The 15,640-nt window shown below is 43.5% G+C and carries 9 protein-coding genes; 1 reads left to right on the top strand and 8 read right to left on the bottom strand.

Going from position 1 to position 15,640, the window contains the following annotated elements; all coding sequences use genetic code 11:
• From AB4160_RS16335 to AB4160_RS16320, 4 genes are all read right to left on the bottom strand, one after another.
• On the bottom strand, positions 1 to 224 hold a 224-nt coding region (locus tag AB4160_RS16335), incomplete at its 3' end, for a transposase (protein WP_372005530.1).
• Between the two features lie 405 nt (positions 225 to 629).
• Positions 630 to 1,694, bottom strand: a complete 1,065-nt coding sequence (gene galE / locus AB4160_RS16330) for a UDP-glucose 4-epimerase GalE (RefSeq protein WP_102520043.1) — start codon at positions 1,692 to 1,694, stop codon at positions 630 to 632.
• Between the two features lie 8 nt (positions 1,695 to 1,702).
• Positions 1,703 to 2,854 (bottom strand): galactokinase, encoded by a 1,152-nt coding sequence (galK, locus tag AB4160_RS16325; protein WP_102520044.1) that lies wholly within the window; start codon positions 2,852 to 2,854, stop codon positions 1,703 to 1,705.
• Positions 2,855 to 2,869: 15 nt separating this feature from the next.
• A complete protein-coding gene (locus AB4160_RS16320; RefSeq protein WP_102520045.1) occupies positions 2,870 to 3,919 on the bottom strand; it encodes a UDP-glucose--hexose-1-phosphate uridylyltransferase in 1,050 nt (349 codons plus the stop codon).
• A 139-nt stretch (positions 3,920 to 4,058) separates the two neighbouring features.
• Between AB4160_RS16320 and AB4160_RS16315 the strand changes: the two genes are divergently transcribed.
• Positions 4,059 to 6,236, top strand: coding sequence for a multiheme c-type cytochrome (locus AB4160_RS16315; protein WP_102520046.1), 2,178 nt, complete (start codon positions 4,059 to 4,061; stop codon positions 6,234 to 6,236).
• A 252-nt stretch (positions 6,237 to 6,488) separates the two neighbouring features.
• Here the strand turns inward: AB4160_RS16315 and AB4160_RS16310 are convergent, their stop codons facing one another.
• The 4 genes from AB4160_RS16310 to AB4160_RS16295 all read right to left on the bottom strand — a co-directional run bounded on the left by AB4160_RS16310 (position 6,489) and on the right by AB4160_RS16295 (position 15,523).
• The gene (locus tag AB4160_RS16310; RefSeq protein WP_102520047.1) at positions 6,489 to 8,375 is read right to left on the bottom strand and encodes a CRTAC1 family protein; all 1,887 of its coding nucleotides are present in this window, start codon (positions 8,373 to 8,375) and stop codon (positions 6,489 to 6,491) included.
• A gap of 70 nt (positions 8,376 to 8,445) precedes the next feature.
• Entirely contained in the window at positions 8,446 to 9,891 is a 1,446-nt protein-coding gene (locus AB4160_RS16305) for a family 16 glycosylhydrolase (protein WP_102520048.1), read from the bottom strand.
• A gap of 60 nt (positions 9,892 to 9,951) precedes the next feature.
• Positions 9,952 to 11,742: an Ig-like domain-containing protein gene (locus tag AB4160_RS16300; protein ID WP_102520049.1), complete on the bottom strand. Its 1,791-nt coding sequence runs from the start codon at positions 11,740 to 11,742 to the stop codon at positions 9,952 to 9,954.
• Between the two features lie 64 nt (positions 11,743 to 11,806).
• A complete protein-coding gene (locus tag AB4160_RS16295) occupies positions 11,807 to 15,523 on the bottom strand; it encodes a TonB-dependent receptor (RefSeq protein ID WP_102520050.1) in 3,717 nt (1,238 codons plus the stop codon).
• Positions 15,524 to 15,640: the final 117 nt, after the last annotated feature.

Here is a 15,640-nt window from a genome sequence, read left to right as displayed (position 1 = left end):
CTGACATCTGCAAACATCTTTTTAAGCTTGGCATTTTCGGCTTCTAATTCACGCATACGGGTTAAATCAGAGGCTTGCATCCCACCGTATTTCGATTTCCATTTGTAATAGGTACTTTGACCAACATTATGTTTGCGGCATAACTCAGGCACCGTTAGGGCGCCTGATTCGCCTTCTTTGAGGATGTTGATGATTTGGTTTTCTGTAAAACGTGTCTTTTTCATGTGATTCTCCATTTGGTTTAGTGTAAATGGAAAACTCTATTTAAAACATTCTGATTTTAAGGGAGGGTTACACCAATAACTTTAAAGAAGTAGTATTTAATAAAGTAAACTTCCACTCTCTTGCGCAAAAAATCTCGCCCTTTCATATATCCTTTCGCGGACTTTTGGAAATCCAACAAAAAGCCCGTTTATTACGAAACGGGCTTTTAAAAATTCAAGTTTAGTGGTGCAGAAGGGGAGACTTTAACCTACACGAGCATCACGCCTCCTCAAGAAAGCTTAATCATCTTCTTTATTACAGAAACTTAGCCGTAAACAACTGTAATTTATTAAAATTACAGTCAGCAAAAGACTGAGTAAAAATCATTACCAGACATCTGAGTTAGCAACCATTTCTGGTCTACCTTATTGCATCTTGTGCGGCTTCTGCTCAGACTGGCTTTGTTCGCAGCGAAAACCCGCAGGATTTTGTGAACGCCAACGCCAGGTGTCTTGCATCATGTCATTTAAGGACTTTCGTGAAACCCAATTCAGTATTTGCTCTGCTTTTGTTGCATCAGCCCAAAAACCCGGTAAATCGCCCGCCCTTTTAGGTGCGATTTCATAGTTAACGACCTGCCCAGTGGCAAGCTCAAACCCCTTGACAATATCCAGTACCGACAGCGGTTGACCACTCCCTAGGTTAAACGCTTCAAAACCACCATGTTGCTGCTCAGCCAACCAACTTACCGCCTTTAGGTGCCCTTGGGCTAAATCCGATACATGAATATAGTCACGTAAACAGGTGCCATCCTTTGTTGGGTAGTCATCACCAAATATCGATAGCTTGTCTCGCTTACCAATCGCAACCTGCTCAACAAAAGGCATCAAGTTGTTTGGAATACCATTCGGGTCTTCACCAATCAACCCACTTTCATCGGCGCCTATCGGGTTAAAGTACCTTAAACTTGCCACATGAAAATCACGGTTAGCATGACAATAGTCCATCAATATTTGCTCAACCATTGCTTTGGTCTTGCCATAGGGACTGCTGGGGGTACCGATGGGCTGGGTTTCGACATATGGCGGCTTATTTGCTTCGCCATAGACAGTCGCGGATGAACTAAACACTAAGTGGTTAACTTGCGCAGAGCACATGGCCTGAAGTAATGACAGTGTGCCCTCTACATTGTTTCGATAGTAGGCTAATGGATCAGTCACAGACTCCCCCACAGCCTTGAGCCCAGCAAAGTGAATAACCGCATCTATCTGGTGGGTGGCAAACACACGTTTCAACGCTTCCTGGTGCAAAATATCTAACTCAATAAACGTCACCCGTTGCTGAGTTAACTGCTCTACTCGCTCCAGTGCCACCTTAGAGGAGTTTGATAAGTCATCAATGACGACAACAGAGTAACCCGCATTAAGTAAGGCCAATACGGTGTGGCTACCTATATACCCAGCGCCGCCCGTCACTAAAATATGACTCATGATTTTCCTTAAACAAGTGAGACGCCATCAACCGGCTGACTAATATAAACACTCTCTTTCAACCCGGTTTTTTGCTGATACGTTAGCTCAATCTCTTTGAGCACCGCATCAACCATGTCATGGGGCACCAAAGCGATAATACAACCACCAAAACCACCGCCAGTCATTCTTACGCCGCCTCTATTTCCTATCACTGAGTCCACCGTTTCAACTAGATAGTCAATCTCAGGTGTGGTGATTTCAAATAAATCTCGCATCGAGGCATGACTTTGCGCCATCAGCTGACTGATGGTTTCCACATCCCCTTCATCGAGTGCCTTCATTGCATCCAAAGTGCGCTGATTTTCATAAATGACGTGCTCTGCTCGCTGTGCGACTAATGGGTCTAAACCCTGTTTACTTGACTCAAATTGAGCCACAGACACATCCCTTAAATGCGAAACCCCAAAGTAGCTGGCAGCTTGCTCACATTGCTGACGACGCACATTGTATTCACTGTCAACTAATCCCCGCTTTACATTCGAGTTCACTTTAATCAGTGCTAAATGATGAGGGATTGAGACGGGGGTCAGCGCCAGGCTACGGCAATCAATACCCATCGCGCGGTTTTCTTGACCACTCGCTGAGATAAGCTGGTCCATGATGCCGCAAGCACAGCCGACAAAATTATTTTCAGCAGCCTGGCTAATGAGTGCAACATCTTGTTTAGACAGCCCCAGCTGGCAATATTGGTCAAACGCATAGGTGATACCGACTTCCAGTGAAGCCGATGAACTCAGCCCCGCCCCTTGAGGCACATTGCCAGTAACCATAATATTGGCCCCTTTTAACGGAAGCTCGCGCTTTTGTAATTCACTCACCACCCCTCTGATATAGTTTGCCCATTGCTGAGTATCATGGGACACCATCGGCGCACTAAGAGAAAAACTATCTTCTTCCCCCTGATAATCAAGCGCGACCACATGCACGAGATTATCGTCTCGAGGAGACAATGCCACCAACGTGGAATAGTCAATCGCACAGGGCAATACAAAGCCATCATTATAATCCGTGTGCTCACCAATTAAGTTCACTCGCCCTGGTGCTTTTACAATCAGAGCCGGCTTTTCAGCGTACCTACGCTCAAAATCCGATGTCAGTTTTTCTAATAATTCCATCATATTTCCTAGAGAGACTTAGCTGTGTTGTACTTTGTAATGCACACTCGACAATGCCGCGAGTCGCTGCGCGGCCTGCTCAGGGGTAATATCGCGTTGAGCTTCTGCGAGCATTTCATACCCCACCATAAATTTCTTCACGGTCGCACTGCGCAATAAAGGTGGGAAAAAGTGAGCATGTAATTGCCATTCAGGGTGTGCACTATCATCATAAGGGGCACCGTGCCAGCCCATTGAATATGGGAATGAGCACTGGAACAAATTATCGTATTTGGCTGTTATCTCTCTTAATATTGCGGCCAGCGTCGACTTTTGCTTTACCGACAACTCTGTCATACGGGTTACCGCAAATTTAGGCAGTAAAAGCGTTTCAAACGGCCAGGCTGCCCAAAAAGGGACAACAACAATCCAGTCATCATTTTCAACAACAGTGCGAGTACCGTCTTTGGCTTCACGTTGCGCGTAATCAATGAGCAAGTTGCTATCATTTTTTGCCAGGTATTCACTCAAACTTTGCTGCTTTTTCTCGATTTGAGAAGGCAAGTGATTTTGCGCCCATATTTGTCCGTGTGGATGTGGATTAGAGCAGCCCATCACAGCGCCCTTGTTTTCAAAAACTTGTACCCACTGATATTGACGCGACAACTCCTGGCATTGTGTTTGCCAGGTATCAACCACAGCTTCCACTGCTTCTTGTGACAGCTCAGGTAAAGAGCGACTATGGTCGGGTGAAAAGCAAATCACGCGACTCTCACCTTGCTCCGCTTTCATGCGAAACAAAGGGTCGTCTTGCTCGAACTCAGGCGTGTGTTCATTTAAGGCGGCAAAGTCATTTTTAAATACAAACGTGCTTTGATAATTTGGGTTTCTGACTCCATTCACCCTTGTATTGCCTTTGCACAAAAAACAAGTTTCATCATACGATGGTTTTGAAGCCGTATCCGGCGCCTCTTCTTGCCCCTGCCAAGGACGCTTTGCGCGATGTGGAGAAACTAATACCCATTCTTTTATCAATGGGTTATAACGTCGATGTGGGTGCTCAGTGGCATCGAATGTAGTAGATTTCACTCTTTCATCTCACTATAATAAACATCATATGTTTAACGAACATAAATCTTTTACATTTCAATCGCAAGTAAATTGCTCAATAATCACTGAATAATTTTACATTTTATTAACCGGTAACTCGTGATAAAGAGAAGGTAAATTGAACAAGTTTATATGTTGCTTACTGAGTTGTGCTGCTCTGCTCGTCATATCATCATACGGCGTAGCGACCCCAATCAACTGTATTGAATGCCATCAAGCCCAGGTTGCCAACTGGCAACTTTCAGATCACGCAAAAGCTATGGCTATAGCCACTGACGATACTGTGCTAGCGGACTTTAATGGGTCTACTTTTGAACACTTTAGCCAAAGTGCAAGGTTTTATACCAAAGACAATAGCTATTTTATTGAGTATACCCAGGGCAAACTGACACAGCATTACCAAGTACAATTTACCTTTGGTCACTTTCCACTTCAGCAATACCTCATCAGAATAGAAAAAGGTAGAGTTCAACTTTTCCCATTCGCGTGGGATAGCCGATCTAAACAAGAAGGAGGACAACGTTGGTTCGCTAATTATGCAACTGAAGACATTTATAGTAACGACAGATTACACTGGCTTCAGCCGATGCAAAATTGGAATGGTATGTGTGCTGACTGCCACTCTTCTGGCTTAAAACGGAATTACAACGCAACACAAAATAGCTTTTCGTCTCAATGGAATGAAATAAACGTCGGTTGTCAGTCTTGTCACCAGAAGGTCACCCCTGAGCATAGTCAATCAGCTTCTGAGACAGCTCAAAACAATAACCAGGCAGAACCACTAGCCCATCAAGTACAGCAGGGATACTGGCAACGCCAAGGGGATGCTAAAACGGCCAGCTGGCACGGTCCCGCCCGCGACAATGAGTTTATGGATACTTGTTACTCATGTCATTCATTGCGAGAACCACTTACAGACGGCTTCACACCAGGTAAAGCTTTTTTAGACCAATTTAGCCCTACATTACTTGCTCAACCGCTATACCATGCTGATGGGCAGATAAAAGAGGAAGTGTATGTTTATGGTTCATTCAAACAAAGCAAAATGCACCAGGCTGGCGTTAATTGCTTAGATTGTCACGACGCACATACAATGAAAGTTAAAGCTCAAGGCAATGCGCTATGCCTGCAGTGCCACAGTAGTCAAGATTATCATCAACCAGAGCATCTTAATCACGACGTTGATAGTCCTGGTGGCCTCTGTGTTAACTGCCATATGCCAACCACAAGGTATATGGGAGTGGATGACAGGCGTGACCACAGCTTTAAAATACCTAGCCCAGCTTTAACTATCGAATACGGCACGCCCAACGCATGCGAGCAATGCCATACTGATGTGCCTTCTGAATGGCTTGCTGAACAAGTCGTAAAACTTTGGGGTGGGCAAAACAATGCGACTGAAAGTCAGCAAGCCTATATAGCATTACAAACCCATTCGCAGCTGCCAATTGAACGGCATTTAATGCTTGCTAATGATAAACAGTTATCTGAAATTAAACGTGCAAGTGCCATTGCATTATTACCAAACTCTACCCAGCAACTAGATAATAAAACGATTCAGGAGTGGGTCACATCACCTTTACCATTAGTTAGACTTGCTACAGCAAAAATAGGCTTTCTTTTGCCGATTAAAGAGCGCCAAAAAAGTTATAGCTCATTATTAACTGATCAGTACAAAGCTATCCGAGTCGCTGCAGTGCAACATATGATTGCGTTGGAAGATGATACAAATCTTGCATTTAAACGCGCATTCAAAGAACTACTGGAGATGAACAAAACAAACCTGTGGCGAGGAGAAGGAGGGCTTAACACCAGCCTGATACACTTAAAGTTAAATCAAGTACCTCAAGCTGTTAAAGCATTGAAACATGCGATTAATGTTGATCCCTATTTCGACGCATCATACATTAATCTGGCTGAAATTTACCGTTCAAATAATGATATCGATAGCGAACACAGCATCTTCATGCAAGGGATCAAAGCTAACCCAAACTCGGCCATATTGAACTACAGTTTTGCCCTAGCCCTAGTGAGAAATGCACAAAAACCACTTGCATTAAGTTACTTCAGTAAAGCCAAAACATTAGCACCTGACAACATACAATTTGCATATGCTTTCTGGTTAGCGCTCGATGAACAAGGAAAAACAGCTCAAGCACTGACCGAGCTAAAAAGTGAAATTCAGCACTACCGAAATAATCCGCAACTCATTGAGTTAGGTATGTATTTCGCTCAGAAGGTACAGGATGCAAATAGCTTCAGATATCTGCGAAATTTGCGCATTCAAGCTAATTAAGCTATCGACGAATGTCGCACTTATTAGCTGATAATTAGGGCCAGTTGATCTTTCAAGGTTGTTTTTGCAGCGAATTGTTGTTCATTAGTACAAGGCGACGACTTTGATGTGTGGTTGTTCCACATGATAAGTCGTTAACGCAGTAAAAGTGACAACACATATAGTAGAAAGGGGAAGCCCACTTTAGCATGAGTTTCCCCCTCCCCATAAATTACTTACAGAGTAATGAAACCAAGTTAGCTCTCACTGAACTCACATTGAAATGGCTCTTTCATTTGCTTTTACCTTGCTGGCTTTTGTTTCGCCATTAGTCCATTTCACGCTTACTTGATAGTCGTCGCTACATGAACCAATACCGAACAATAGTTGATGATTAAAACTCATAGAATAGTTAGCACCATTTGAACCAATGCGACGAACCTGGCTTACATTACAAGCTGAGACTGTCACTAACGCCCCCAATGCCGAGGCTTTTTGATTAGGGCTTAATCCCACGTTGACCTGAACATGACCGTTATTAGCAGGCAAAGTGCCTTGATTTCGGTATAGATGCCACATCCCTCTCTCATGACCCGTAACAACGTCTAGTTGGCCATCATTGTCATAGTCGAGTACCTCACCGCTCATTCCGGTTGCACCTAGCTCGGTTGAAAAAACGCCGCTATTTTCTAGCTTTTCAAATACTCGACTTTGTCCATTTGCTGAATGATTCATATACATCAGCGCATTATTAGCACTAATTAAATTACCACGACGAAAAACCAATACATCGCTGAAACCATTATTATCAAAATCTCCAATCGTGACGCCGGTTGAATGCTCTGTATCAATCAGCCCCACTTTCGCAGACACATCAATGAACTTACCATTTTGATTCTCTAATAATAGATCACTTAACCCCTCAGGCTTTGCAGATGTTTTATAGTCTTCAACCCCATGAACCACGCCAGAGAACGGTGCGAATACGTTGCCCGCTAAACGCCACTTATTATTGCCCACATAACCGATATAAACACCTGACGAGTCACTAATATCATCAGGGAAGCCCAATGCATCGCTACTCACAAGCTCAATCGTTCTGCCTGAATGGGTTTCCCCTTTATAGGGGTACTTGTAACCGGGCTCTGCAATATAAGGCAGTTTTTCTGGCCAGGGAGATTGATAGTTTTCAATCAGTAATGTGTCACCAATATTAAAGTCGTCAAACTGAAACGGTCCTCGTTTAGTGTAAAAACCTAACCGCTTGGTTTTCTTGTCGAAAAAAACGTCTCCTTTTTCAAATGGCAGACCACGGGTAAATAAAAGATCAAAGTCACCGTCGTTGTCGTAATCGATTTCCGCTATCGCGGTGACATTATGCAATGCATTAGGTAGTACCTGCTTAGTCACATCTTCATAGTCAAAATGCTCTCTCCCTTGATACACTTTGACGGCACCATGACCATAGAGCAGAATATCTGGTATATGATCCTGATTAATATCCGTCACCAGCGTTTTCTGACCATCGCCATGCACACTGGGCAATGTTGAGCGAATAACCATTTCGCCCTTACCTATATTTTCGTAGATATAATTTTCGCTTAGGTTCTGTTCACGCATTTTTCGGTCAGGAAAGGCAAAGTTGAGTAGGTCCAGATCGCCATCATTATCCAGATCAACTAATTTCACCGTTCGGCCACGCATTGATGCCAGTGGCTCCTTAAGCTCTTTCCATTCAACGAGTTGACGCTGTTTATTAACCGAGTAAATTTTGGCATTTCTAGCGTTACTACCAGAGCCACCACCTCGAGATATGATTAATTCCAATTGACCGTCGAAATTTAAGTCGCCAACAGACACCCCATGAAGATCGCCCATTAAAATGTCATATGGAAAGGCTAACTTTCCCTCATTGTTCCACATGACTCTAAGGCCGTAGCCATGGTCATTTATCAAAATATCCAGGTACCCATCTTGGTCCAGATCAGAAATCGTTGGCGCATCCCAGCCTTTTCGGTTTTTAGCGTCTTTATTGAAAATCGCCTCTCCTTGCTCTAAAAAGGCACTACTCTGCCGCTCCAGCTCTATACGCTCAGTCTGACTAGCGCACGCTGACAACATCATCAACGATGCTATTGCGGCATAAGGGTTATACTTCATGGCTCCATCCTGTAATTTCAGAAGATACGCAAAAGCAGTTCATCAAAAGATGAACTGCGGTAAATCATTATTATTGCTTCACAATTTCAATATCATCGAGATATACAAAACCCTCAGTAGAGGCAGTTTTGTCAAACACAATCCGTAAACGGTCTTGCGCCAAAGAGGCTTTACTTCGATTTAATGGAATACCAATGGTTGACCATTTACCCTTAGGTAACAGATTTAAATCTAAGGACTGTGTAACTAGCCAAGGTGCTTCAGTAATAAATTTAAGTTTTGGCAAAGAGGAAGAATCAGGAACCCAAATACTGACATTAATTCGATAATTTCCTTCATCTAATTGCAGCGAGCCATTAGGAGAAAATGCAGTATAAACACCTTTATCTGGCGCAGATAAGTCTAGCGCCAAGCTTTTTCGCCCCGTAACAAAGATATTGTCGGCAAAGTCGGTGACCTTTAAATATGGCGCAACCTTATCTGTCATAAACCAGTCTTTTGCCACGCTATTACGCGACTTTGGTTTGTGATAAGCATCAGTTATCAACGGTCCTTCAAAGCCAAAAAAAGCACGATCAATTAAACTGTCATCAGCTTGCTGCCAAACTCGTACATATTCCACTTCAAAATCTGCTGGCAAGTCATGCTCTACTGGTATTCCATGCCAAGGAAAGACTTCTGAATCGAACCATAATTCCATTGGGTTATTCAGAACCCAGCGGTCACCTAGCTCGGCCTGAGTGGCGTGATGAACTAACTCACCGTTGAAAAACATCTTTAAACCATCAGGAAGCCATTGCACTCCATATGTATAAAAGTGTTCGGCTGTTCTACCCGGTACAGGGTGCGGGTGCTTCCAAACCTTGTTTTTCTTTGGATGACCAGGGCGCCAATCATGAATTGAGGTCACAAAGGTAGTTTCAGGGTTTTTGCTGCCAGTTTTCACTTCACCAATTAACTCAAAGATATCTAGCTCTTGCTGAAAGCCAGTGCCCCAAAAAGCCCCTGTCATTGCTGCATCAGGGATTTTAACTTTGACTTCCATGTAGCCATAAAGGAAAGTGTTGTGGCTAATAAGCGCACCTGTTGTGATGTTCTCGTATCGAGAGACTTCTTGTTTTTTTGGAGGCTTGCCGACAAATGGATAGTCCGGCTCCCATTGGGTTCTAATTTTTAACTTACCGTCTTCAACAAACACATTATGAGGTGCAAACTGAGAAGGAGCTCTACCTTTCCAGATATAGAACTCCTTGTTGGTGCCCTGGATATACCATTTTTGGGTATCAATAGAGCCTGCTTCAAACTCATCGCTAAGTTGCTGGTTCAACTTCCAACCTGCTTGGTTTTCAGGGTCTGATAAAGGCGATAGATTAGAGACTGCAAGGATTGATTTATACTCGCCAGCAACAACCGCCGCTTGTTTGTCGTCTCCACCTTTGGTTGCCTCACACCCAAGCAATACCAACAGAAACATAATAGGCAGCAGAGGATAGTTAACTATTTTTTTTATTTTCATGACAAAATCTCTTTAAAAAAGCCACCGTAAAGGTGGCTTTTGTACAAGGCTGTTAGGGAATTAATTAGAAATGTTATCAGTGCGAATAACTGAGTAATCATCTAATAGAATCGATTGACCTTCAGGTAAGCCATATACCTCCCAAAGCGTAAAGACGTCAGTCACAATACTCCAGGTTGCTGGAATCGCCCATTCTTGACTTTCTGACTTATCGTTGACGAACTCGACGTATTGCCACTCTGTCGTTGCTGCAAGCTCAGCAGTAAATATGCCCGCTTCGCCAAAGCGACCAGGAAACCCAGCTGCGCCATCAGGAATGCCTTCGTAATTCCAGGCCACGATGACTTGTCGTAGAGTAATAGGCTCAACCGGTGCAGTCTCAAGTTTTACCCAAACCGCATACTTATAGGTTTTCCCTATCGACTCAGCTCCGCGGCCATAGTTCGCGCTATACCAGTTACGTTGTTTGTTCCAGACTTGTTGCGCCCCCCAAGAATACGGCTGTCCATTTTCATCAACCGCGCTACCAGCAGTAAGCTTAACTGATGCTAAAGAGCCGGAAATGGTCTCTGTTGACGTACCATAAATTGCATTACCACCATAAGGAGCGGTAACACCGTCCATGTCAAAGTCGATATTAAAGCCTGCTGCATGCTCTGACACACCTGGTTCACACATCTCATTAGTGACAACGTTTAGCTCAATAGATTTTCCAGCAACATCAGCAATAGGTGTTGCACCCGTATCGCCAGAGATTATTTCTACAGTGACGTCTGACGCCACGTTTGTATTACTGCCAACATCAAAGACACCAACACCACCAAAGCCATTGCTCACATTCTGGACGTAAGATACATCTGGTGAATTTGAACTACTCCAGTCATAGTCATAACCACCTGTGAGTGTATGGTTTATAACCGACGGCTCAACTTTCACGCCGGCGGCGACGCAAGAGCCAACCATTTTTTCACCAGTAGGAGCACCCAACTCATCAACTTCACCATTAGCAATAGCGATACTGAACGCCGCGGTCACAGTGACATCAGCGCTGCCTTGAGCTTGAGGGTTATCGACACTCGTTGCCGTAATACTTGTTTGACCTGTACTTGTACCTGTCACCAAACCATCTTCATCCACCGTGGCAACTGATGTATCGGCAACAGTATAAGTTAGCGCCGAATTACAGGCATAAGATGGAACAGTCGAGGCGATAACACTCGCTTGCCCACCAGCAGGTAGCTCTAGGGCAGCAACATTCACATCGGTGACCGGATCATCAATAGCGTGCATGACCAACTGCAAAGTTTGCATTGGTAACGACTCACCCGCTTTCAATCGATAGCCATTATCGATAGTGAAACTAATGTCATAAGTCACCATTTTAGGGAAATCAGGGTTACCATCACCGATTGGATTACCATCTTCATCAACATCACCCGTCTCATCGGTGTCGTCACACATTCTCAATGCTTCTGCAAACGCATCAGTATCAATAATGAGCTGAGTTGTATCTTCCGATAATGTAAACGGAGAGATGGTGTGTGTCGGTATGGTATTAGATGGACCTTGAGGTGTCTGAAAGTTGTTTTGTGCCTCAAACTCTAACTGACTTACATTGATGCGCCTGCCCACACTTGATAGCGGTTGGTCACCAACCATCGCACCTTCTATAAGATTTACAGTTTGAATGCCAGATTCCTCTTCAAAACTGGCGCTCAGACCATTAATTGAAAAAGTTATTTGAGTATCACTACCAAACTCTGGGTTATAGCCTTCGTCAGTACCACATGCTGAAAGAGCTAGTATTACGAGAGTCGTTAGCGTTGTTTTTTCCAGTAAGTTATTTTTCATCTTACTTCTCCAAGCTTTATTACCGGCCAAGCTATGGCCGGTTCATGATTTAAATGACGAAAGGTTAAAATGAGCCACGAATACCTAATCGGAATTGACGTCCCGTTTTCCATACCGCAGCAGTCCGCGATGTGGTGACGTCATTTTCCAGAGCATTACCCTCATCCATCACAACCTCTTGTGAATTAGGGTCAAAGGCATTACGTGTGAACGAACTGGTGTAGTAGGTTCTGTTTGTGTCGTCAGTTAAGTTAAGTGCTTGGAATGTAATACTTAAGTTTTTAGTAATGTCATAACTAGAACTAAAATCTAGACGGCTAGTAGACTCTTGCCATGTTGCTCCACCCACAAGACCTCGGTTTACTAGTTGCTCATCGTTAAAGCGATGCGCTAAACGAAGTTGTATACCATTTTTCTCCCAGTAAACTGTCGTGTTGACAGAGTGCTTAGGTGTATAAGGCTGTGGCAGTGGCTTCAAAAATATATCAGTAGCACCAATACGCTGAGCCTCAGACTCTGACTCCTGGAAGGTGTAGTTCATACTCAGACCTAAACCAGATAATAGACCTGGTAAAAAGTCATAGTTTTGGCTATATGCAAGCTCAAGGCCTTTGATATCAGCACCTTTACCATTAGTTACCGTACTTACGTTGGCCACATCACATTCAATTTTCCATTGGTCAAAGAAGCCTGCAACTTGACGCAGTGGCATACAGTCATCTTCATCACCCGGCGTACGATTTTCGTCAAAAGGCAGCAATAAGTCAGCACTTTCTAAATCATACTCTTCACGGACATCCTTATAGTGATACGGCACGATGACTGTTTCTTCAAAATCAGACATATCTTTATAGAACAAGGCCGCTGAGAACATACCTGATTCGTTAAAATACCACTCATAAGATAAATCGATGTTATTAGACTGCAGCGGTTTCAATTGTGCATTACCAGCAGAACCACTAGCTGTATCCCATTGTTGCTCAAAAATTTGAGTGCGTGGGTTTAGTGAGTCAAAGCGCGGACGAGTCATGGTACGACTAACAGCAAAGCGACCAATCATTTCTTCATTAATGGCGTAATTGAGGTTTAAGCTCGGCAACCACATATCATGTGAGCCTTTATTCGTTACCCATGCAATGCGATCTTGTACTTCAGTACCGCTGCCCATCGGACCAGTGAATGCCGTAGTACGATCAATGAATGGCCAAATTTGCCCATTACTCGCAAAGTGTGCCCATGCGTTAGCAGATGTCGGCACTAGGTTACCATTGCTATCGTAAATCATTCCCGGTAAGGCATTATTAGTGATAATGTTACCGTCAGCGTCAGTCCAAACTAAACGGTTAACATCAGGCCCGACTAGCCCATCAGCACCGGGTATCACCCACTGACCTGTAGCAGGGTCATATGGGAAGGTTTCGTCATTACTGCGGTTGTACCCGTGAGTCAACTGCCATGCCCAACAATTTTGTAAATCAGCCTCATTAGCTGGTGCGTAACGGTGGTCAGGAACGCCATCAGGGTTCGTCCCCATTACTGCTCCAGGACAAGCATCTAAATTCATGTTACCCAGCCCACGTTCAACCAATAAGTTATATGGGTCTAGCATTTGAGGGAAACGGATAAAGTTGATTCCACCTACACCTGTAGCTTCAGTATCATCTCGGATATAACGGACACCTAAATTACCCGTTAAACGACCTTCCATGAGTTCAAAATTAGCTTTGAAATAGGCTGCTTTAGTTTCAGTTTCGATTTCACGTGATCCTGAAATGGTTTCTCGAATACCTACCTGACCAGAATCTTTACCAGAGACGATTTCTAGGGCTTTTTCTGCATCCATCATCGGCCAACCACCGAAGAAATCAGCGCCTCTATCACCCTGAATGTCTTCGCCGTAGTTATCATATGGGAATGCATCGCCTGACAGAATGTCTGCAAGACGAATGGTTCCTAAACCGCGAACTTCGAATTCAGCATCAGGGTCTTCCAAATCGATCAGATCTTCACCATTAGTTGTGGCACGGTTTTGAATGCTGACATCTTTGTTTCTTTTCGACCACTTGGCACCAAACTCAATCGAAGTGATGTACTCATTATCCAAGTCATAATTAAAGTCTAAAAATAACGATTTATTAGTATCTTCCAACTCATTCTTACGCAACACTAAACTACCTAAGTGGTTGTGCTGCATATCAAAAGGAGTGAATCGACTGTAAACGTTATTGGAAGTGCCATCAAAGACATCAAATTGAGCGGGAGTCATCCCTGTAGAGTATCCACAATCAGCACCAGAAGAACAATCGTAGCCAACCATTTCGAATGCGTCATGATTCATATTCTCTACAATCTGACGCCCTGCAGTACCCCAAGTTGCGGTGCTAATCGAAATGAAGCGATCATCTTCATTATCATCTGGCGTTTCATCTGTTGTTTGTGAGAAGCCCGCTTTTAAATTCATATTCAAGCGGTCTGTGATTTGATAATCGAAATTTAATGAAGCGACATTGGTATCAACTTCACGCAAACCATAAGCACGATTGAAATTACCTGAAGTTGAACGGCTGCTAGAACGTGCCAATGTGTTAGTCGATAAATCAACGCCATTTAGTGCAGTATTGTCATCCCCTGGATGCATCAATGGTGTAACCGGTGAGAAATTTAATCGTAAGGTATGATTATCGGTCAAAATATCTTGCTGGGTATGGGTTACATCCAATTGAATATCGAGATTATCCATCGGTTGATACTGTAGACCGGTAGAAATCGAAAAACGATCACGCTCATCAGTATTCATTGAGAAGTCGACAACTTCTCTAGCTAATACAAAGAGATCACCTTCATGAAGCTTTTGGGTATCAGGGTCATAATTTATTAGAGAATCCATAGGGTTCAATAATGGATTACCATCATCACCGTAAATTAGATTACCTTCTTCATCTCTCTGGTAACCCAACACTCGAATTGGCATACCACTTTGAATATCGTGTGCGGTTCGACCACTTCCTGCCTCTAAATCAGCGATTGGAATTGCGCCATTAGCCCAATCAGTATTGATTCGGTCTTGGCGAGTTTTTTGAGTATCTCTAGATGCGGTAATAACAAAGCCGAATGTGTCATCAAAGTATTTATCAGCAAAACTAAAGTTAAGTCGCGAATCTGCCTCATCTGAAAATTCATTGTATCGCCCTTCAACAGTAAATGAGCGACGAGGTTCGCTAAGGCCTAATGGTTTAACTGTTCGTAATACAACATTAGCACCTAGCGAGCCTTCATCCTGATCTGCTGATGCCGTTTTTATCACGTCAATTGAAGAAAGAATATCTGAAGAGAAAGAACTTAAGTCAACACTATTATCATTGGTCGCAGCAGAGTTGGAGCCATCGGTACTTAAACCACCGGTTAATGCCACACCGTTCATAGAAATTTGGTTTAATGATGGTCCTGCACCACGTACTGAAATCCGGGTTCCCTCTCCCCCTTCTTCTTGTACAGTGACACCTGTTACTCGTGATAGTGCATCTGCAATATTTTGGTCAGTGGATTTACCCACATCTTCTGCGTAAATCGAATCAGATACGCTTTCAGAATACCTTTTTGCATTTGCCGCCTTACGCAGACTGCTGCGTAAACCTCGCACTTTAATCACTTCAATGTTTTCAGTTTCTTCAGCCTTAGCATTTTCAGCCTTTTCATCTTGTTCTTCAGCATAAATTGGCATGGCAAATAATCCAGCCAAAATCGCTGAAGATACAGCTGATAATTTGAATATGTGACTCATTATAGTCCCCCGGTTTTTTTCCTTATCAGGCTGACAACATAGAGAAGTCGCCCAACTATTTTATATTTACCCGGTACTGCTAGATAAACGTTTATAAGTGAATGAATTCAAAGCGAT

The sequence above is a fragment of the Shewanella sp. 10N.286.51.B8 genome (genome assembly GCF_041469325.1).
Classification (GTDB): domain Bacteria; phylum Pseudomonadota; class Gammaproteobacteria; order Enterobacterales; family Shewanellaceae; genus Shewanella.
The sequence above is the reverse complement of the archived record's forward strand: the minus strand, read 5'-3'. Positions and strand labels throughout refer to the sequence as shown.

Bases quoted from the DNA above. Each gene is read 5' to 3' on its own strand.
- galE (WP_102520043.1), bottom strand. From the start codon at position 1,694: ATGAGTCATATTTTAGTGACGGGCGGCGCTGGGTATATAGGTAGCCAC.
- galK (WP_102520044.1), bottom strand. From the start codon at position 2,854: ATGATGGAATTATTAGAAAAACTGACATCGGATTTTGAGCGTAGGTAC.
- AB4160_RS16310 (WP_102520047.1), bottom strand. From the start codon at position 8,375: ATGAAGTATAACCCTTATGCCGCAATAGCATCGTTGATGATGTTGTCA.
- AB4160_RS16305 (WP_102520048.1), bottom strand. From the start codon at position 9,891: ATGAAAATAAAAAAAATAGTTAACTATCCTCTGCTGCCTATTATGTTT.
- AB4160_RS16300 (WP_102520049.1), bottom strand. From the start codon at position 11,742: ATGAAAAATAACTTACTGGAAAAAACAACGCTAACGACTCTCGTAATA.
- AB4160_RS16295 (WP_102520050.1), bottom strand. From the start codon at position 15,523: ATGAGTCACATATTCAAATTATCAGCTGTATCTTCAGCGATTTTGGCT.